Here is a 20,897-nt window from a genome sequence, read left to right on the forward strand (position 1 = left end):
TACATGGCTATATCAGAAACTCAAGAAAGTCCTTATCCCAGTAACTTAAAGAAAAACCTTAAAAATCGTCATCTTTTGATGATTTCGTTAGGCGGATCAATCGGTACGGGATTATTTATTGGTATTGCAGCACCTCTTAGCACGGTTGGACCGTTAGGGACAATTATTGCCTATTTAATGGCGGGCAGTATTATGCTCTCTACGATGCTTTGTTTAGGTGAGCTTTCTTGCGCTTTTCCGCATGCTGGTTCTTTCCAACACTATGCATTAATGTTTATTCCCAATCCAATATGGAGTTACACCATTGGTTGGTTATATTGGTTAAGTTGGGTATTGTCAATGGCGGCAGATCTTACAGCGGCTGCTATGATTGCTCATCAAGTCTTTCCTTCCATTCCTATCTATCTTTTTAGTTTAATTATTTTAGTTGTTATCACCTCGGTGCATTTAACCTCGGTTCGTGCCTTTGGTGAAAGTGAATACTGGTTTTCGACCATAAAAGTGTTGGCGATTATTGCTTTTATTGCCACCGGCATTTATCTGCTTTATCAGCAATATGAGCAAACGCATCTACTGCCGACATTTAAAACAGAAAGTGGTTGGTTTCCCAACGGCTTTTTGTCGATTTTTGTCTGTATGACAATTGTCACTTATTCATTTCAAGGGGTAGAGTTAATTGGTAGTGCGGCTGGCGAAGCACAATCGCCACAATCGGTTTTACCAAAAATTATTACCGGCGTTGCTTTTAGAATTATTCTATTTTATGTATTAGCAATAGCGGTGTTGGCGCTTGTCTATCCTTATGGCGTTGCTCACGATGAAATCAGCCCGTTTGTTTGGGTCTTTAACAAGGCCGGGATTCAGTTCGCCTCTTATATGATGCTATTTGTGATTTTCTGTGCTGCTATTTCGGCTGCTAATTCTGCCGTTTATGCCAGTTCAAGAATGTTGTGGTCTATGGCACAAGATAATTTAGCTCCAAAATCGTTTTCTAAAGTAAATAAACGAGGGGTACCAACAAAAGGCATTCTCTTTATTGCTATCATTGCGTTAGTTTCGCTATTTTCGAAATATATTGCTGCTGATAAGCTTTATCTTTATTTAGTCGCCGGTACCGGACAGGTCGGCTGTTTTGCCTGGATTATCATTGCATGGTGCCAATATCAATTCCGTAAGGGGGTGAACAGTGGTAAATACCCGAAAGAGATGATTAAATTCAAATCACCGCTGTTTCCATGGTTAGCCATGATTTCAATTACGGTCAATATTGTGATTATACTGGGCGTTTGGTTTGGTGAGTCAGGCCATTATATTTTACTGTCTGAACTGGCATTAATTACTATTATTTTAATTTCTTACTTTTTTTATAAAAAACGTAATCCCGCTATCACAACTAAGTCAACTTAGTTTTTGTCTAACAATGTAATCATCATCACTTAGGATGATGATTACATGTCAAAATCTTATCGATAAAACGTTTAAGGTAGTGTGTTCAAAGTGTGGCTTTGTTTGCACAGCAACGTTAGATGACTATTTTAAAAATGCCGCAACCCCGGTAAACACAACTTGTGCTGCGATAGCGGATACTAACAGTCCGGTTAATTTTGATAATATCGCAATGCCGGTATTTTTTAATACTTTAGCAATCGTTTTGGCGCATAGAAGCATGGCGTAAATACCTAAAGAGGCGATCAATAAAGAGACGGCGCCTACCATGTTTGCAGCAAATCCGACGGAACTGGTGCCCATAACAATGATTGTCCCGATAGACGCAGGCCCCATACACAGCGGTACCGCAAGCGGAACGACGCTGATATCATCATCGCTACTAATTTTGTTTTTTTCCGGCGAATCATTCATTAATGAAACTGCGGTAATAAACAGTAAAGCACCAGAGCCGATTCGAAACGCATTTAAGGTAAAACCAAAAACGCTAAACAGGGTATTACCGAAAAAGAATAGTATGATACCGATAATAAATACTGCACACGAAGTTTTACGCGCGGTTTTGCGGCGTAATGATTCGTCGTACTGTTTAGTACCACTTAAAAATGCGCTTAATACCGCTGGTGGCGTCATAAGGGCAAAGAGTTTTATGGTTGTTGAGACAATATCAACAAGATAGTTACTCATAGTATTACCTTTCAAAGAATAACAGTAAATTGGATTTAGTTGTCAACTTCAGACAGTTGGCTGGAAGATAATATGATAGATACAAAAACGGCCACCGTAAAGGTGACCATATTTAATCTGATATATTTTAATTGGTTTTTAAATTGTAACCAATCAATATTAGTTAAGGCGCTCTTTAATACGAGCCGCTTTACCACGAAGTTCGCGTAAGTAGTAAAGTTTCGCTTGACGTACTTGACCACGACGTTTCACAGTAATTGAATCAACAATTGGTGAGTGAGTTTGGAATACTCGTTCAACACCTTCGCCATTCGAAATTTTACGTACTGTAAATGCAGAATGTAAACCACGATTGCGAATAGCAATAACCACACCTTCATATGCTTGAAGACGTTTTTTGTTACCTTCAACAACCCATACTTTTACTTCAACCGTATCACCCGGGCGAAAAGACGGGATGTCTTTTTTCATTTGTTCTTGTTCTAATTGCTGAATAATTGCATTTTTCATAATATTATCTCTTACTAGTTATACTGAAATTTTAGTCGCTATGTTTATCACGATATTCCCGTTGGAATTCAGTGAGTAAACGTTGCTCTTCATCAGTCAGAGCTAGATTTTCAAGAAGATCTTCTCTTCTCAACCAAGTTCGTCCTAGTGATTGTTTCAATCGCCAGCGACGAATCGCTTCATGGTGTCCGGACATTAACACATCGGGCACCGCCATTCCATCTAACACCTCTGGACGAGTATAGTGCGGGCAATCAAGTAAACCGTTAACAAAAGAGTCTTCTTCTGCCGATGACTGGTGATTTAACACGCCCGGTATAAACCTTGCTAATGCATCAATCATTGTCATTGCCGGTAATTCACCGCCACTTAACACGTAATCCCCAATTGACCACTCTTCATCAATTTCGGTTTGGATAACGCGCTCATCTATACCTTCGTAACGTCCACAAATCAAAATAAGTTTTTGATTATGTGACAATTCGCAAACACCTTGTTGGTCAAGTTTGCGCCCTTGTGGGGAAAGATAGATTACTTTTGTATCTTCACCTGCTACTGCTTTTGCCGCATGAATGGCATCCCTAAGGGGTTGTACCATCATTAACATGCCGGGCCCACCGCCATAAGGTCTGTCATCGACAGTCTTATGCTTATCATGCGCAAAATCGCGCGGGTTCCAATATTCTACTGTTAACAGTCCGTTTTTAACTGCTCGACCAGTAACGCCATAACTAGTAATAGCTTGAAACATTTCGGGAAAAAGGCTTATTACGCCAATCCACATAATCTTACCTTACCAATTAAAAAGCAGGATCCCAATCGACCATAATCATTTTTGTTGTTAAATCAACCTGTTTAATAAATTGTTCTTCAACAAAAGGGATTAAACGTTCTGTTGCTCCAAATGCATCTTTTAGATTGGCTTTAACGACCAACACATCATTAGAACCGGTTTCCATTAAATCAGTGACTTGACCTAAGTCATAACCGTTAACTGTTTTCACTCGACAGCCGATAAGATCTTTCCAATAAAAATCGCCTTGATTAAGCTTAGGCAATTTATCAGCATCAACAAACACTTCAGCATTCGTTAATGCATTTGCTTGATCTCGATCATCAACGTCTTTGAGTTTGACAATCATATCCTGATTATGCGGTTTAAAGCTTTCTACGATTACTTCTTGCCATTGTCCAGCACGCTGGATATACCAAGGGGTGTAATCAAAGATACTATCCGGAAATTCTGTAAACGAAAAAATCCTGAGCCATCCACGAATTCCGTAGCTTGAACCAAGTTTACCTACAACAATTAGATTCTCAGTATTCATTATCATTACAGTGACTATAAACGACTAAATTAAGCAGCTTTTTGTGCTTGTTTGATCAATGAGTTAACACGATCAGAAACGGTTGCACCTAAACCAACCCAATGATTTACGCGATCAAGATCTAAACGTAATTCTTCTGCTTTACCTTGTGCAATTGGATTAAAAAAGCCAACGCGCTCAATAAAACGACCATCACGTGGGTTACGGCTATCAGTGACAACTACTTGATAAAAAGGGCGCTTTTTAGAGCCACCACGAGCTAAACGAATAGTTACCATAACATCCTCTTAAATTAAAAAATAATCTTTCTTTTGCCCAACATGGACAAAATCAAAGCCCCGAAATTATACTCTTTCTGGCAAAAAGTGCAATGACTGTTTATCAGCTGGGGTTAGTGCGAGATTATTTATAATAAAGCAAATAGTCCTGCCTAATTATTTGCGTGATTGAGGGGTAACGGTAATGGTTTGAATTGTTTACAATTTGCTGTTAGAAAATATCTATATTTATAAGTGCAGCATTTAGTCTTTTTGCATGCATATCGAGCGCTAAAGTGTGGGTGTAACACCGCCACTTTGCTGTTTGCTTTACACTTTAGATTAATCCTTTTTCAAGTTGAGCATAATAATATTGCCATTATGTCTTTTAAGCAGATATCTTTTAAATGAGCGGTTTATTTAATTAAGAAAAACAGCGGCAATTGCCCAAACCAACGCAAAAATTTTAAGTGTTTACTCAGCAAAACAATGAAATAAATTAATAGGGTTATTTGTTGGGCTTTTTGCGAATAAATGCCCGTTTTATGACATCAAAGAAACCTAATGATTTCACCATTTTTTGGCTATCAATATAAACTCGAATCGCTCGTAAAACTGTTTTGGGATCTTTCGAGGAAAAGGTAAAAGTGCCATTTTGTTTGGTATGTATTTGGTAGCGTGGTATCCACTTACCGCCAAATAAGACCGATGCGCTGACAAAATCAATCTCTTGCCATGGGATTTGTATATACTTACGGCGGTCACGTTGATGATAAAATTCAAAGGCTTTATCGCCAATCATAATATTGCCGTATTCAGTGGTGCCAACAAAAGTTGTTCCTTTGGTGGTCAGATCGATTTTGGTATTTAATGATTGAACCATATTTCTCCAAGTATGATGGTAATTTAGCGATGCTATTTTGCCTGCTATGTTCAATATCGGTAATTAGCAAGCCGGGTGATAATTGTATCAGTCAAAAACGCCGCTAATAGAGAGAGAAAGCACTATGTTTTTATACTCAAACATAGTGCTTTTCTGAAACTTCTTTACAAGATTGGTTGCTTATAAAAGACCAATCACATGTCCACCAATGCCGACTAGGAATAGTGCAAGAATAATTAAGATTGGTGATACTTTTTTACGTAATAACCACATACATAAAAAGGTTAAAAGTAATGGAACCAGTCCAGGTATCAGCTGATCTAAGTTATTTTGTAAAGTAACTATCTTCGTTTGTGTGAGAGATAATCCAGCTTGCATTTGTTCTAAGGCTTCTTTAATACCTGTTGCACCATTAGATATTTTGCTCCAATCAATAAAGGCACCGTCTGCCAATTTCACTTTTGAAACGACAGGTTGGAAATTGATCGATACCCACCTTTGCACCAAAGCTGCCAGAACAAACATCCCTAAAATTGAGGCGCCTTTGGTAATTTTTTGCAGTAAACCACCTGATAGGTTATCTGTGATTTTTGAACCGGTACGATAACCAAACTCTTGGGTATACCACATAAAGCCCCAACGAATAATATTCCAAAGTAAAAAGAATAAAATCGGTCCTAAAATATTGCCACTTAGTGCGAGCGATGCACCTAGGGCACCAAGCATTGGTCGAACAGTAAACCAGAACACCGGATCACCGACACCGGCTAAAGGTCCCATCATACCCACTTTTACCCCTTGAATAGCCACATCATCAACTGGTGCGCCATTGGCACGCTCTTCTTCAAGAGCAAGAGTTACCCCTAAAACAGGCGATGCTAAATAAGGGTGAGTATTAAAAAACTCTAAATGGCGTTTTAATGCAGCAGAACGATCTTCTTTAGTGGTATACAATTTTTTAATCGCCGGAATCATTGAATAGACCCAGCCGCCATTTTGCATACGTTCGTAGTTCCAAGAACCTTGAAGGAAAGTTGAGCGCCAAGCAACTGCTAAACGATCTTTTTTAGTTAATTGAATTTTATCAGTCATTTTCTTCTCCAAGTTCCTAGTAATCATTCAAAATATCATCTAGTGGATCACCTTTATCACCACCATTTGAGTTGTTGCCACGTTCAGAAAGATTAAGGTAAATTAACGCTAAAGCAATACCTAATGCACCAAGGGCAATCAAGGTTAATTGGGAAATAGCGGCAACAACAAAACCGATAATGAAAAACGGCCATACTTCACGGGTTGCCATCATATTGATAACCATTGCATAACCAACAGCCACAACCATGCCACCACCAATAGCCATACCGGTGGTTAACCATGTTGGCATTGCATTTAATGCGTCTTTAACTGTTTCAGCCGGAATAAATAGTAATGCTGCAGCTGGGATAGCGATACGTAAACCTTGCATGCAAATGCCCAATATTTGGAGTAATTCAATACGTCTAATATTGCCTTCTTCCGCTGCGCTATCCATCATATGAACCAAAGGCACAGCCAGTGTTCGAACGATCATTGTTAAAAACAGTCCGGCAACCGCTAACGGAATTGCAACCGCAATCGCTGTTGAAACACCTTCAACGCCTTGCCCGCCTAACACTAATATAATTGATGAGGCAACAGACGCTAGTGCCGCATCCGGTGCCACTGCTGCGCCAATGTTTGCCCAGCCTAGTGCTATCATCTGTAATGATCCACCTAATACTACACCAGCTTCTAGATTACCGGTTACCAGTCCAATTAATGAACATGCCACTAACGGTTGATGAAATTGGAACTGATCTAAAATACCTTCCATTCCTGCCAGAAAGGCGATAGCTATCACTAACAGGATAGCAACGATTGATAACGTCATAATATAACCCCTTAATTAAGACTTATTCTTTTGTTCGGCTAACTCTTCTTTCGCTTTAGTTAATAATTCATCCATATTGCTATTTGAATCATTAGGCACTTTGCGAACATCGAATTTAATATTTTTTGCTTTTAATTTTTCAAAGGCTTCAACGTCTTGCTCATTCATTGAAAGCACTTTATTTACCATGACTTTACCCACTGAGTGAGCCATGGAACCAATATTGAGTACCTCAATATCGACGCCGCCTTCAACAGCTCGCACGACATCTTCCGGGTTTTCAAAAAGTAATAGTGCTTTGGTATTCCCAAAACGGGGATCTTTTGAAACCTCGATGATTTTTTTGATTGGTACGACGTTGGCTTTAACACCAGGAGGAGCGGCTTCTTCAATGAGTTTTTTTCTTAACTCATCTTTAGCAACTGAATCAGAAACAACAATAATACGATTAGGATTGGTCGATTTAGTCCAGGATGTGGCAACTTGTCCATGCAGTAAACGAGAGTCGACTCGAGCTAACACAATCTTCATTTTTCCGTCACCAAGCACAGTGCCTTCCGGAATGGTATTTGATGTTTGTTTTGCAGGAGCTTGATTCGCTGGCGCATCTACCGTTGCACGAATGCCGTCTTTAGCCGATTCTAAAATTGCTCCGGCGATCTCTTTTGCTGACTCCATGGAGAAACGTGATGAATAAGCTTCAATTAACATGGGCAAGTTTAGGCCAGCGACAATTGCCCAATTAGGGTGCGCTCCGCATAAATTATTTGCTTGATTAAATGGCGTGCCGCCCCATAAATCGACCAAAAATAACACTTCATCTTGATTATCAAATGTGGCAATAGCGGCTAACATTCGTTCTTTTAGACTTTCAGGGCTATCACTTGGGTGCAATGTTACGGCTTTAACATTTTCTTGTTCACCAAATATCATAGAGCCTGATTGTAGAATACCTTCAGCAAACTCACCATGAGTTGCCAGGATAATTCCTACCATATAACTACCTCCTGATTTTTATATTATTCGCTAATATAAATGTTATAAATTTTTCAAAAAAAAATGATATATCCTACATAATTAGTTGATTATAAAATATATTTTTTTGCGTAGTACAAAACGATTTTCTTACTTGTTGCAATTCAACTATTTTACGATTTATGTATTTTAGCTGATTATAATTGATAAAATACAAATATTGAAAAAAATTGTGATGCTATATAGATTAATCATTTGTATTTTATAAAGTTATTCACTGTTACATGAAAATATTTCAACTATGTATCATGATCGACAATCTCAACCAATCCCTTTAAGATAAATGGCATTTATTTAATCCATAATGATTTATTTTTATATTTCAGATCAAGTTCATGACTAAACCATCTGCCATTTAATACTTCAGCGATTAAAGTCTTTTTAACCTTTGCATCGATTGACTGATCGTTATCCATTTGATTAAGCACATCTTGATAGTTCCATTTTTGCTCACCCATGTAAATTTGGGCTTGCTGTCTATCGGCGTTAAGGTAAAGTAACGATTGGTTTTTAGCTGTCCAATTTTCCCAATAAATTAGATCATCGCCGTTAGGGTTGCCGTGATGAATAAAGTTATGCAGATATTGTTTAAATATCATGCTCAGTTGCTTAGCGCCTTTAGTCTCAAATGCATTGCCAATTATCTTTTCATAATTATCTGAAGAATGATCCATTAATGGGATGAAAACACCATGAAAAGCGCCAAATATTCCCATAGGCAAGCCAACAGTATTTTGATCCTCGCCATATTTTATTGTCACGCCAAAAATATTGGCTGGGTAAAATGGTGCCATTTTGTTAGCTGAGTCGGTAACATTAAATAGTTCATAAAGGCGACTGCCATATTTATTGGCAAATTGAAATTCAGCTGACGCTTTGGTGGTCAATGAATCGGCTTCTTGACTAAAATAAGGGGACGATTGTGCAAATAGTGAAAACTCGCCAGTACCGGTAAGCATAATTAACGGGACACTATTGTAGTGTTGAGTATTAAAACCGTCTTTAGGGATCACATAGCCGTCATTGTATAAATGTGGAAAAACACTCATTCTTATACCGGCATTTCCCATTAGCGCAACAAGCCGATCGGATGAGATGCTATAGAGGTATTTTTTGACTTCAGATTGATTGGTTAACAACCATTGATAAGCTTGTTCTTCAGTTGGTTTAATTTTGTCTTCAACCACCAGTGGGGCGATAGCTTTGGCAAACACTTTGATACTATCGTCTTTATCCGCGACCGTCATGCCGCCACTAAATGAAATAGCTTGTTGAAATTTATCTTTAAAGATAGGAGAAATTAACATTGCCATTACATCTCGTCCACCTGCTGAAAAGCCTGAGACGGTAATATTATTCGGATCGCCGCCAAATTGCGCAATATTTTGTTTTATCCAATCTAATGATTTTGCTATATCAAGTAGCGCATAGTTACCTGAATCTTCTAATTTATCGCCGGTTTGTAAGGCTGGAAGCGGGGTAAATCCCAATGGTCCTAAACGGTAATTAATTGACACAAAAATGGCATCAAGATCGGTTACCAGCGTGTTGCCAGTCATTTCCATGGCGGTGCCAATTTGGTTATTTCCGCCGTGTATATAAACCAGTACAGGTAAATTATTTTTATGATTATTAGGGCGATAGATATTAAGGTTTAAGCTATCATCAGAACCTATTATATTATTGTCTTTAAGTTGCATGGCAACTTGACCAGCTTTAGTTGCATCAAATACGTCGTTCCAATGTTCAACATCAACCGGTTTTTTCCACCTTAACTCGCCGGTTGGGGATTTGGCATAAGGTATGCCCGTCCATTGAATGACATTATTAATTTGGTCGTAATGCCCTTGGATTAAGCCATATTGTGTTTTGATAAGCGTTGAATCAGCAGTTGTTGGTGTAGTGATGTTTTCATTATGGCTAGGAAGCGAGTTTTCTTGACTAAAGCCAACCGTTGGTGTTGCCAGCGTAATTAGACCCAGAAAAGCGAGAGTTGTTTTAAACTTATAGAATGATGTTTTCATACATTTCCCTTGTGTATTAATAAAAAGCCATTAATGTGAAATAGTTAATGTTAAAAATTAGAGAGAAGTGTATTCATATTACGAAATAAAGTATGACGAAATTACTCTTAATCTAACAAGCTCATATTTCTAAACGTGATAGAAATTAATACTATTTTGGTTATAAATCTAATAATTGTAGTAACAGTATTCGGTATATTTTTCTATAACTTGTATTAATGTCAACAATCATGATTGAAAAATTAGACTTGAGTCATAAAATCTCTTTTGCTAACTGCTTTAACTGCATCAAATTAGCTTATCATGGTGTTGAGTGCTTTTCTGATAAATCCTTTATTTTCCGATAACCGTTTTTTGGCCTCAATCACATCAAGATCGGCCAAAATCATTAAAATTGCTGTTTTGCAATGCTGTTCACTTTGTTGCAAAGCCAAAATGGCGGTTTGGCGATCACATTGTGTTGCTTGCCTAACAATTGCTATTTGCCGTTCGATAAGTTTAGCATTAGTTGCTTCAACATCGACCATTAAATTACCATAAACTTTACCGATTTTAATCATGCTGGCGGTGGTGAGCATATTAAGGACGAGTTTTTGGGCTGTGCCGGCTTTCATTCTTGATGAGCCTGTAATCACTTCGGGCCCAACAATGGGAGTAATGGCAATATCGGCTATATCTATCATTGGCGCGTTGGCATTACAGCAAAGGCTAATGACAGTTGCACCTAGTGTTTTGGCGTATTGCATTCCACCGATGACATAAGGTGTGCGCCCACTAGCTGCAATCCCGACTAAAATATCATTGGCCGAAAATTGAATATCGGTTAAATCGATAACTGCCAGCTCCGGTTTGTCTTCAGCGTTTTCAACTGCTTTAAAAATGGCTGGTTTACCGCCCGCAATTAAGCCTATGACTTGTTGAGGTGGCGTGCCATAAGTTGGTGGGCATTCACTGGCGTCTAAAATGCCAAGCCGGCCAGAAGTGCCGGCACCAAGATAGATAAGTCTGCCATTATTTAAAAATGCATGACTGATTGCATCGACAGCATTTGCGATGTTAGCAAGCTGCTTTTCAACCGCTAGCGCAACTTGCTTATCTTCATTATTAATGATGCTGAGAATTTCAAGCGTGGAACATTGATCGATGTGTTCACTGTTAGGGTTTTGATTCTCGGTCATCATATCGCCAAGATTAATGTTTTGCATGCTTTTTTAATCCTATCCATAAAAAGAGTATGACAATGGCAACTAAACTGCCGAAGCCGACACCTATTGCAATAACGGGTAATTCCATGGCGACCGCTAAAGTATAAAGCCCTAGCATAATCATCATAGCACTATTTTGACTTAAGTTTTGGATTGAAACAACACTACCGGCACCAATTAACTCTTTCCCCATTTTTTGAATTAACGCATTAAGTGGCACGATAAAAAATCCGCCTAAAGCGCCAATTAGAATCAGTAAAATATACGATGAAATAATATTACTTTGTAAGGTGAATGCTATAACGGTCAGTCCCATTACTATTCCTGCCGGAATACAACGCAGGGTATTTTTCATCGAGATACACATACTTGCCAGCCCGGCGCCAATAACAATACCGATAGCCACAACTGCATTAAGGTTAGTCGGTGTGGCATTATCTTCAATACCTAATACGATTGGTACCCAAGCGATTAACAGGAAACGTAGCGTAATTCCGGCACCCCAAAATAGACTGGTACAACATAGTGTGTATAAGGTTTGTTTATTGGTGAAAACCACAGTAATGGTTTTAACAAAATCTTTCAATATGCTGATAAATTTCCATTCAATATTTTTTCTTGCGGCCGGAAGTTTTGGTATGAAAATATTGGCAAGCACGGCCAGTCCATACATCAAAACACAAGTGAGCAAGGAGGCAATAATACTCATATCCGCAATATGCCCGCCAGCCAGTGAACCGAGTAGAATTGCGGCAATTGTCGATGACTCAATCAAACCATTGGCTTTCACCAGATTATCGCCGGTAGTTAGCTCGCCCAAAATACCATATTTTGCTGGGGAGTAGGTTGCGGCGCCAATTCCCACTAAAAAATAGCCGACAAAAGGGGTAATATCTAAACAGATACAACCGGCACCAATTAACTTGATCGAATTTGCAATCATCATTGCTCTGCCTTTGGACATGCTGTCGGCAAACTGACCGACAAAAGGCGAAAGAATGATAAATGGGACGACAAAACTGATTTGCAGTGCTGATTGGCTCCATTCGGGATAATGAAGATTTTTAATATAAGCGAGAATGGCAAAAAAGATCGCATTATCGGCAAAAGCTGAAAAAAACTGCGCCAGCATGGTTGCGACCATGCCTTTGCTTAATAAGGAATAGTGATTCATGCGTAATCCTTTCGGTTATTCGTCAGCCATTTTTCGAAGAGTGATAAAATCAATTTTACCCGTCCCGAGTAGCGGCAACGCTTTAACAACACGAATATCACGTGCAATGGCTAATGCCGGAATACCCAATTGTTGCGCTGCTTGACTAAGCAGATCACGACTTAACTTATTTGAAGTGGTAAACAGGACTATCGCTTCGCCTTTTGCTGAATCCGGTTTGACCGTTGCACCATGCATGGCATCGGGGTCAACTTTTTTCGCTAATGCTTCAACGCTTTCTAATGAGACCATTTCACCGGCAATTTTGGCAAATCTTTTTAGTCTTCCTTTGATAGTAATGAATCCTTCATTGTCAATGTTGACGATATCGCCAGTATCATACCAGCCTTCTTCTAATTGACCATTTTGATCAGCCGCCGCAGGTGTGATTAACTGACCGGGAGTTTCAACCCGTAAGTAACCTTTCATGACATTCGGGCCTTTTACTTGTAACTCACCGCCGTCATTGATGCCCGGCACAGGAATCAATCTTGAAACCATACCTGGCATTAAGCGCCCAACAGTGCCATTTTTAAATGCCATAGGGACATTTAACGCAACAACCGGCGCACATTCGGTTACGCCATAACCTTCTAAAATACGAATGCCGTATTTATCTTTCCATTGTTCACGTACTGATTCCGGTAGTTTTTCTGCCCCGGCAACCACATAGCGCAAACGCATAAAATCATAAGGGTGTGCATAACGAGCGTAATTAGCCAAAAATGTTGGTGTTCCAAATAAAACGGTACAATTTTGGTCGTAAATGATTTCCGGTACCATTCGGTAATGCAATGGGTTAGGGTATAAAAACGTTCGACTACCGGAAAACAGTGGTAAAAATAGTCCGGCTGTGATGCCAAAAGCATGAAACAGCGGTAAAGCTGACATAAATCTATCGGCCGGCGTGGGATCGATGACGGTACGAATTTGCTCAACATTGGCGAGCAAACTGCCATGAGTGTGTACAACCCCTTTAGGATTGCCTTCAGACCCGGAGGTAAACAGTACTAACGCTTCATCGTCACTCGATTGAGGATGGGCCACTAAGCGTGGAATGTATTGAAAAATAAAGGTATAAAGTTTATCCGAAAGTGTTAAGCTTTTGCTTAAATCTTCAAGAAAACACCACTTAACCCCTTTGATTTCATCGAGTAGATAATCAAGTTTGCCCTTTTTAATAAATTTACGCGATGTAATAATCGTTTTAATTTCTGCCGCTGTGATAGCACAGGTTAACCCTTTAGTGCCCGCGGTATAATTAAGCATTGCAGGCGTACGATTTTTTACCGATAAACCAAAAAAGGTTGCCACCGTAATTGTTGCGTTAGGCAATAGTAGTCCCACCCGCTCTTGCGGAGCGGTAAATTTTGCTACGATGCGACTGATACCGATAATTTGTTTAAATAAGTGACGGAAAGAGGCTTCATGCGTGGTTGGATCTTGCACCATACGGGTTTTAACGCCATAACGCACTTGAGCTTCAAGCAGGGCTTCAAATAGGGTTAACTTAGGACGGCTTGCCATTCGGGCATTCATCATAATTTGATGTAGCTTTTCACCGGCAATATAGCGGCGTTCACTGGCAGTTGCGGCATCCGGCATTGGAATAGTAGTAGGTTCGAGTACATGTATGGTTATTTTCGGAAACAAGCGACGCTTAAATAACCCTTTTAAGCGACTAGTTAAGGTAAATTCTGCACCTTCAATCCAAACCGGTACAACGGTCGCTTGTGAACGGGCAGCAACAAAAGCGGCACCGTCGTAAATTTTCATTAATGAGCCTGTGATTGTAATGCGACCTTCAGGGAAAATAACAATAGGTCGGCCTTTTTCAATTTCACGGACTAATCGTTTAATCGCCATAGGATTTAAGGGATCCATGGGGACAAAATCAACATAGCGTTTGGCAAAACGAACTAACCAATGATTAATATACCCAGCATAAATTGCAAACACCGGTCTTACAGGTAAAAATACGCCGATTAAAATGCCGTCTAGGAAGGAAACATGGTTAGGAGTGATGAGGAGTCTTTCTTGCTTTAAGTTATTTAGATTACCATTAAGTTTGACATGGAATAATATCTTTAAAAAAAACTTTAATATTTTAAAAACCATTTGAATTCTCAATTACCGTACAAAATTGTACCAGGTAATAATAGTGAAAATCTATCCAATATACAAGAACTTTGATTTTTATGATTTTATTTATAATTAAATCATTCGTTGCGCTGTTTTGCTTAGTATTGTTACTCATTAACATAGACAACAGATATCAAAAAAGTAAAATAACGGATAACAACATATAAGGAATCATCATGTTAATTTTAACCGCAAAAGATATACAACAATGTTATAGCATGAAAGAGGCTATAGCGGCTGATAAACAGGCTTTAAAAATTTATACGCAGGGAAACAGTGAAGTGCCATTACGTATAAATTTTGATATGCAAAATGGTCAATGTTTATTTATGCCTGCACATATTAAAGATAACGATGTAGTTGGTATAAAAATTGTTTCGGTTTTTCCCAATAACCCTAAATTGGGTAAACCGTCGGTGCCAGCACAAGTACTTATGATCGATCCGAAAACTGGCGAAGTATGCGCAATGTTAGACGGCACTTATGTGACACAATTACGTACTGGCGCTGTTCAAGGGGCGGCGACAGATCTGCTAGCTAAAAAAGAGGCTAAGCGAGCGGTGTTAATAGGTACCGGTGGGCAGGCGATTTCTCAGTTAGAAGCCATGTTAACGGTGCGTCCACTTACCGATTTGGCTATTTATGATATTGATACCAATAAAGCTAAACAATTTACCGAAGAGATGAAACAACGATTTGCCCATTTTCCGGCTCATCTCTATTTCTCACAAGATCTTGATTCAGATATTAGCCGGGCAGATATTATTACTTCAGTTACCACTTCCAACACTGCTACTTTTAATGGTGAAAAGGTGAAATCCGGTGCACACATTAATGGTGTTGGCGCTTATACGCCTAAGATGCATGAAATACCGGAGAGCGTTGTTAAACAAGCTGACATTCGTGTATTAGATACTAAAGATGGCGTGTTTGCTGAGGCGGGTGATATTATTGATCCGATTAACCAACAATTAGTGACAAAAGATGACTTTTTTGAATTGGGTGATTTAGTTATCGATCCGCAAAAATGTCGTGTAAACGATCAGCAAATTACCCTGTTTAAAACAGTGGGCACAGCAGTATTAGATGTTTATGTCGGTTACGATATTTATCTAAAAGCTAAACAACAGGGAATCGGTACTCAAATTTAAGCGTATCAAGCACATTAAGCCAAAATAGATTTGAGGCAATCAATCAAACTTAATGTGCGTTTAAGCTTAACTTTAGCTTTGCAGCTCTTGTTTTTGTGAGCGTCCAAGTAAGGTCATGGCAGCTTGTTTAGGATCTTTGCCTTCATAAAGAATTTTATAGATTTGTTCGGTGATAGGCATATCGACATGATATTTTTGTGCAAGCATCCAAACTTCTTTGGTGTTTTTGCATCCTTCAACAACTTGAGCAATGATATCTTGCGCTTGTTTAATCGTTTTATTTTGTCCGAGTAAAATCCCAAAACGACGATTACGAGATTGGTTATCTGTGCAGGTGAGAACTAAATCGCCTAAACCAGCCATCCCCATAAAAGTTGCCGGATCTGCGCCGAGCGCTGCGCCTAGCCGCATCATTTCTGCCAGTCCACGAGTGATCAAAGCCGTTCTTGCATTTGCACCAAAGCCTAGTCCGTCAGATAAGCCTGCGCCGATAGCAATAACGTTCTTAATTGCGCCACCAAGTTGCACACCTATAAAATCTTTACTGCTATAAACCCGAAAACTTTTACTACAGTGGAATAGATTTTGTAGTTCAGTTAAAAACTGATCATCGGTAGAAGCAACTGTCACTGCCGTTGGCAAGCCAGATGCAACTTCTTTAGCAAAGGTCGGACCCGATATGACAGCAAGGGGAATTTTATCACCCAGAATCTCTCTTGCGACATCTTGCAGTAGCCTGCCGGTATCAACTTCAAGTCCTTTGGTTGCCCAAACGATTTTACTGTCTTTTCGCAAAAATGGTTTAATTTGTTTAAGAATGTTACCAAATGCATGACTAGGTACTACGATAAGTAAAATAGGGGACGCAGCAACTGCCGTGCCAAGGTCACTTTCAATATACAGTAAGTCAGGAAAAGGGATATCAGGCAAAAATTGATTATTTTGCCTGTCATGCTGCAAAATGGTCATTTTATCAGGGTTATGCCCCCATAATAATGTTCGATGACCATTTCGTGCTAGTAATATCGCCAGCGAAGTGCCATAAGAACCCGCACCAATTACTGTCACAGCAGCATCTTTTTTCATAAATGATCCAATTAAGTATTTAGTTAACTTTAAAACAATAATTATTGTAAAGTATCTGAAGACTCATTTTCAGCTTGTTGTTGTTGCTGTTGTTGTTGAAGATAGTTCAAATACAATGCTTCAAAATTGACTGGTTCTAAGTTAACTTGTGGGAATGTCCCTTTATTCACTAAACTTGCCACCACTTCACGTGCATATGGGAATAAAATATTTGGACAATAAGCACCAAGACAATGTTGAATTTGACCTTCTTCAAAGCCAATTAATGAAAATATCCCAGATTGAGTGACTTCACAAATATACACAACTTCTTCTTGTTGTTTTACGGTAATGGTGACTCTGAGTGATACTTCAAAAACACTATCACTTAGTGTTTGTGAAGATGAATTAAGTTCTAAATTCATCTCTGGTTGCCATTGTTTAGTAAAAATTTCTGGCACGTTATTTGTTTCGAAAGAAACATCTTTGGTATAAATTCGTTGAATAGCAAATTGTGTTTCAGCTTGTTGTGTATTGTTTTGTTCTGTCATGATAAAACCTTATTTTGAAATGATATTATATTATTTTTTTACTAATGGTAGATTTTCGCCATTCCACCCAGCAATGCCGTCTTTTAACGTAAATACGTTTAAAAACCCTTGTTTGACAAGGAGTTCACCAATACTTGATGATGATAAACCATTCTCGTCAACTAAAATTATGAGATTTTCTTTAAATTTATCAATTGTTTTTGCATTCGCATTTTTGATATCAATCGGTAAGATATTGTGTGATTGAGTGATATGCCCTTTTTTGAAGCTATCAGCTGAACGAATATCGATAATAACCGCATCGAGCTTATTGATCATATTAATCGCTTGGGCGTTATTAATGATTTTTACTTTTGATAATTTACTTTTAACTGTTAATACGATGATTGCAATAAATAGGACAATCCAACCTAAAGATAGTAAAAGGTGATTTTTAATAAAAGGTATAATTTCGAGAGTAATAAAGTCCATACTTGTATGTTTACCTGAATTTTTCAATATAAGAAGAGATTATAACGATATTATGCACTGAAATATAGTACCAATAAGAAAATCTTGTAAACACAAAATAATATTAATTGAGATTTATAAAGTCGGATAACGCAAATAAAACAATTTATTATTTTGGTGCTTTTGTTCAATATTGCTCAGCTTTAATTTAACCAAGAGTGAAGATTCAAGCAAAATCTACCCATTAAATAAGCAAAATGGCACAATTGCGCTCAATTTTGGTGCGTAATCAATCTTGTTTTGCTTTATTTTGGTGCATGAGTTTCATTTGTGTTATCATCGATCCATTAAATTCACCGAAATAAGGCATTTTAAAAAGTGGCATTATATTTGCATATAGTTTAGCAACTTATAAACCTTTGGCAACAATGCCTTACGAACTGAACAATTATTTGTCCTTAATGGAGAAGATTCATGTCTATACAAAAAGTATTAACACTAATTAAAGAAAACGATGTTAAATTTGTCGATTTACGTTTTACTGATACAAAAGGTAAAGAGCAACACGTTACGATACCGGTTAGTCAAATTGATGCTGATTTCTTTGAAGACGGTAAGATGTTTGACGGCTCATCAATCGCAGGTTGGAAAGGTATTAATGAATCAGACATGGTATTAATGCCAGATGCTTCAAGTGCCGTTATCGATCCATTTTTTGAAGATGTGACATTAAATCTCCGTTGTGACGTATTAGAACCAGCAACGCTACAAGGTTATGATCGCGATCCACGTTCAATCGCTAAACGTGCTGAAGAGTTTTTGAAATCTTCAGGCATTGCCGACACCGTTATTTTTGGACCAGAACCGGAATTCTTCCTATTTGATGACGTTCGTTTTGGAACGCCAATGTCGGGTAGTTTTGTTCATATTGATGATATTGAAGCGGCTTGGAACTCAGGGACTAAATACGAAGAAGGCAATAAAGGGCATCGTCCGGGCGTTAAAGGTGGTTACTTCCCACTTCCGCCAGTTGATTCATCGCAAGATATTCGTTCTGAAATGTGTTTAATTATGGAACAACTTGGCTTAGTTGTTGAAGCGCATCACCATGAAGTGGCAACAGCCGGACAAAACGAAATTGCTTGTCGCTTTAATACGCTAACTAAGAAAGCTGATGAAGTACAAATTTATAAATATGTGGTACAAAATGTCGCGCATGCTTATGGTAAAACCGCAACATTTATGCCAAAACCGATGTTTGGCGATAATGGTTCAGGTATGCACTGCCACCAATCTTTAGCCAAAGATGGGGTTAACTTATTTGCAGGTGATAAATATGCTGGCCTTTCAGAAATGGCATTATTCTATATCGGCGGTATCATTAAACATGCTAAGGCTATCAATGCGTTTACTAACCCTGCAACTAACTCATATAAACGTTTAGTACCAGGTTATGAAGCCCCCGTTATGCTTGCCTACTCTGCTCGTAACCGTTCTGCTTCAATTCGTATTCCGGTTGTGACTAGCCCGAAAGCACGCCGTATTGAAGTTCGTTTCCCTGATCCAGCCGGTAATCCATATTTATCATTTGCTGCTCAGTTAATGGCTGGTTTAGACGGTATCATTAACAAAATTCATCCGGGCGATGCAATGGATAAAAACTTATATGATTTACCACCGGAAGAATCTAAATTAATTCCTCAAGTAGCAGGTTCATTGGAAGAAGCGCTTAATGCATTAGATGCCGATCGTGAATTTTTAACACGCGGTAATGTATTTACGAATGATACGATTGATGCTTATATTGATTTAAAACGTCAAGACGTTGATCGTGTACGTATGACTCCACATCCTGTCGAATTTGAGCTTTACTATAGTTTATAACGTTAATGTTGATAACATTATCGTCTATCAGCTATTTGATAAAAATTAATCCACCGCTTACAGGCGGTGGTTTTAAATGAGGACGGAAATCCTGCGATGACATTTGATAATGAATCTGATGCTAATCTTGTTCTCGATTCGATGATTACAAGTATTTTGTTACTTGATAAACAACTCCATATTCGTTATGCCAATACAGCAGCTCAGCAGCTTTTAGCGCAAAGCACGAAAAAATTATTAGATAGCTATCTGCCCGATCTATTGGGTTACTTTTCGTTGGATATTGATTTGATGCAAAATGCTTTAGATCAAAATCAAGGTTTTACCGATAATGAAGTCAACTTAGTGATTAACGATGAATTACATATTTTATCGTTAACCGCTCAACTCCTACCTAATGGGCAAATTTTGCTCGAAATGGCGCCATTAAATAATCATAAACGATTGAGTCAAGAGCAATTACAGCAAGCACAGCAGAGTGCGGCTCGTGATCTAATCCGTGGACTTGCTCATGAAATTAAAAATCCTTTAGGTGGCCTACGCGGCGCCGCTCAGTTATTATCTCGCCAGTTACCGAAAAACGAGCTACAAGATTATACTAAGATTATTATTGAACAAGCGGATAGATTAAGAAACCTTGTCGATCGGTTATTAGGTCCTCAGCAACGATTACTACAACAAGAGCAAAATATTCATAAAGCTATTGAACGAATCTATGCACTATTGTGCCTTGAAAAGCCGGACAATGTACAAATTTTGCGTGATTACGATCCAAGCCTACCGGATTTAATTCATGATTCCGAACAGATAGAACAGGTTGTTTTAAATATTGTTCGTAATGCTTTGCAAGCAATTGGTGCAAAAACCGGCACAATTACTATCAGAACCAGAACCGCTTTTCAAGTGACTATACATGGCCAGCGTTATCGGCTATGTGCACGCATTGATATTGAAGATAATGGACCGGGAGTGCCAATGCATATTCAAGATACCCTTTTCTATCCTATGGTAAGTGGTTACGAAGGGGGTACCGGCATCGGGCTTTCAATTGCGCATAATATTGTGGATCAACATCATGGCAAAATTGAGTTCAATAGTTGGCCGGGTCATACAGAGTTTTCAATTTATTTGCCAATCAAACAATGAGGTAAATGATA

Annotated in this window: 19 protein-coding genes and 2 pseudogenes; 4 read left to right on the top strand and 17 right to left on the bottom strand. The window is 38.6% G+C overall.

The window, feature by feature from the left end; genetic code table 11:
* Positions 1-3 precede the first annotated feature (3 nt).
* A complete protein-coding gene (locus GYM74_RS02180) occupies positions 4-1,407 on the top strand; it encodes an amino acid permease (RefSeq protein WP_220218862.1) in 1,404 nt (467 codons plus the stop codon).
* A gap of 123 nt (positions 1,408-1,530) precedes the next feature.
* Here the strand turns inward: GYM74_RS02180 and GYM74_RS02185 are convergent, their stop codons facing one another.
* The 14 genes and pseudogenes from GYM74_RS02185 to aas all read right to left on the bottom strand — a co-directional run bounded on the left by GYM74_RS02185 (position 1,531) and on the right by aas (position 14,615).
* Complete coding sequence (locus GYM74_RS02185; RefSeq protein ID WP_220218863.1) at positions 1,531-2,133, bottom strand: MarC family protein; 603 nt, start codon at positions 2,131-2,133, stop codon at positions 1,531-1,533.
* Positions 2,134-2,292: 159 nt separating this feature from the next.
* Entirely contained in the window at positions 2,293-2,643 is a 351-nt protein-coding gene (rplS, locus tag GYM74_RS02190; protein WP_034900792.1) for a 50S ribosomal protein L19, read from the bottom strand.
* A 31-nt stretch (positions 2,644-2,674) separates the two neighbouring features.
* A complete protein-coding gene (trmD, locus tag GYM74_RS02195; protein WP_220218864.1) occupies positions 2,675-3,427 on the bottom strand; it encodes a tRNA (guanosine(37)-N1)-methyltransferase TrmD in 753 nt (250 codons plus the stop codon).
* Positions 3,428-3,443: 16 nt separating this feature from the next.
* Positions 3,444-3,971, bottom strand: a complete 528-nt coding sequence (rimM, locus tag GYM74_RS02200; RefSeq protein ID WP_255556189.1) for a ribosome maturation factor RimM — start codon at positions 3,969-3,971, stop codon at positions 3,444-3,446.
* Between the two features lie 29 nt (positions 3,972-4,000).
* Positions 4,001-4,249: a 30S ribosomal protein S16 gene (gene rpsP / locus GYM74_RS02205; RefSeq protein WP_220218866.1), complete on the bottom strand. Its 249-nt coding sequence runs from the start codon at positions 4,247-4,249 to the stop codon at positions 4,001-4,003.
* Between the two features lie 487 nt (positions 4,250-4,736).
* Positions 4,737-5,111 carry a DUF956 family protein gene (locus tag GYM74_RS02210; protein WP_220218867.1) on the bottom strand — a complete coding sequence of 125 codons (375 nt, stop codon included), beginning with the start codon at positions 5,109-5,111 and terminating at the stop codon, positions 4,737-4,739.
* Positions 5,112-5,291: 180 nt separating this feature from the next.
* Positions 5,292-6,203 (bottom strand): PTS system mannose/fructose/sorbose family transporter subunit IID, encoded by a 912-nt coding sequence (locus GYM74_RS02215; RefSeq protein WP_220218868.1) that lies wholly within the window; start codon positions 6,201-6,203, stop codon positions 5,292-5,294.
* 16 nt (positions 6,204-6,219) lie between these two features.
* Positions 6,220-7,020, bottom strand: coding sequence for a PTS mannose/fructose/sorbose transporter subunit IIC (locus tag GYM74_RS02220; RefSeq protein WP_220218869.1), 801 nt, complete (start codon positions 7,018-7,020; stop codon positions 6,220-6,222).
* Between the two features lie 15 nt (positions 7,021-7,035).
* A pseudogene (locus GYM74_RS12345) lies at positions 7,036-7,584 on the bottom strand (PTS system mannose/fructose/N-acetylgalactosamine-transporter subunit IIB); the annotation flags it as partial.
* A 56-nt stretch (positions 7,585-7,640) separates the two neighbouring features.
* A pseudogene (locus GYM74_RS12350) lies at positions 7,641-8,016 on the bottom strand (PTS sugar transporter subunit IIA); the annotation flags it as partial.
* Between the two features lie 329 nt (positions 8,017-8,345).
* Positions 8,346-10,079 carry a carboxylesterase family protein gene (locus GYM74_RS02230; RefSeq protein WP_220218871.1) on the bottom strand — a complete coding sequence of 578 codons (1,734 nt, stop codon included), beginning with the start codon at positions 10,077-10,079 and terminating at the stop codon, positions 8,346-8,348.
* Between the two features lie 293 nt (positions 10,080-10,372).
* Positions 10,373-11,284 carry an N-acetylmuramic acid 6-phosphate etherase gene (gene murQ, locus GYM74_RS02235; protein WP_220218872.1) on the bottom strand — a complete coding sequence of 304 codons (912 nt, stop codon included), beginning with the start codon at positions 11,282-11,284 and terminating at the stop codon, positions 10,373-10,375.
* Positions 11,271-12,458, bottom strand: coding sequence for a lysophospholipid transporter LplT (gene lplT, locus GYM74_RS02240; RefSeq protein ID WP_220218873.1), 1,188 nt, complete (start codon positions 12,456-12,458; stop codon positions 11,271-11,273). Before lplT ends, murQ begins: the two co-directional genes overlap by 14 nt.
* 15 nt (positions 12,459-12,473) lie before the next feature.
* Positions 12,474-14,615 (bottom strand): bifunctional acyl-ACP--phospholipid O-acyltransferase/long-chain-fatty-acid--ACP ligase, encoded by a 2,142-nt coding sequence (gene aas, locus GYM74_RS02245; protein WP_220218874.1) that lies wholly within the window; start codon positions 14,613-14,615, stop codon positions 12,474-12,476.
* Between the two features lie 200 nt (positions 14,616-14,815).
* Between aas and GYM74_RS02250 the strand changes: the two genes are divergently transcribed.
* Positions 14,816-15,790: a hypothetical protein gene (locus GYM74_RS02250; RefSeq protein ID WP_220218875.1), complete on the top strand. Its 975-nt coding sequence runs from the start codon at positions 14,816-14,818 to the stop codon at positions 15,788-15,790.
* Between the two features lie 72 nt (positions 15,791-15,862).
* Here GYM74_RS02250 and gpsA read toward each other — a convergent pair whose 3' ends face one another.
* From gpsA to GYM74_RS02265, 3 genes are read right to left on the bottom strand one after another with little or no spacing between them, the layout of a single operon-like run.
* The gene (gene gpsA / locus GYM74_RS02255; protein WP_220218876.1) at positions 15,863-16,876 is read right to left on the bottom strand and encodes an NAD(P)H-dependent glycerol-3-phosphate dehydrogenase; all 1,014 of its coding nucleotides are present in this window, start codon (positions 16,874-16,876) and stop codon (positions 15,863-15,865) included.
* 41 nt (positions 16,877-16,917) lie between these two features.
* A complete protein-coding gene (gene secB, locus GYM74_RS02260; RefSeq protein WP_220218877.1) occupies positions 16,918-17,406 on the bottom strand; it encodes a protein-export chaperone SecB in 489 nt (162 codons plus the stop codon).
* A gap of 30 nt (positions 17,407-17,436) precedes the next feature.
* Positions 17,437-17,877, bottom strand: a complete 441-nt coding sequence (locus GYM74_RS02265; RefSeq protein WP_220218878.1) for a rhodanese-like domain-containing protein — start codon at positions 17,875-17,877, stop codon at positions 17,437-17,439.
* Between the two features lie 453 nt (positions 17,878-18,330).
* Here GYM74_RS02265 and glnA point away from each other — a divergent pair, with 453 nt between their 5' ends.
* The gene (gene glnA, locus GYM74_RS02270; RefSeq protein ID WP_220218879.1) at positions 18,331-19,740 is read left to right on the top strand and encodes a glutamate--ammonia ligase; all 1,410 of its coding nucleotides are present in this window, start codon (positions 18,331-18,333) and stop codon (positions 19,738-19,740) included.
* 96 nt (positions 19,741-19,836) lie between these two features.
* Positions 19,837-20,886 (top strand): nitrogen regulation protein NR(II), encoded by a 1,050-nt coding sequence (gene glnL, locus GYM74_RS02275; RefSeq protein ID WP_220218880.1) that lies wholly within the window; start codon positions 19,837-19,839, stop codon positions 20,884-20,886.
* The last annotated feature ends 11 nt before the right edge of the window (positions 20,887-20,897 follow it).

This window comes from Gilliamella sp. ESL0405 (assembly GCF_019469205.1).
GTDB lineage: Bacteria > Pseudomonadota > Gammaproteobacteria > Enterobacterales > Orbaceae > Gilliamella.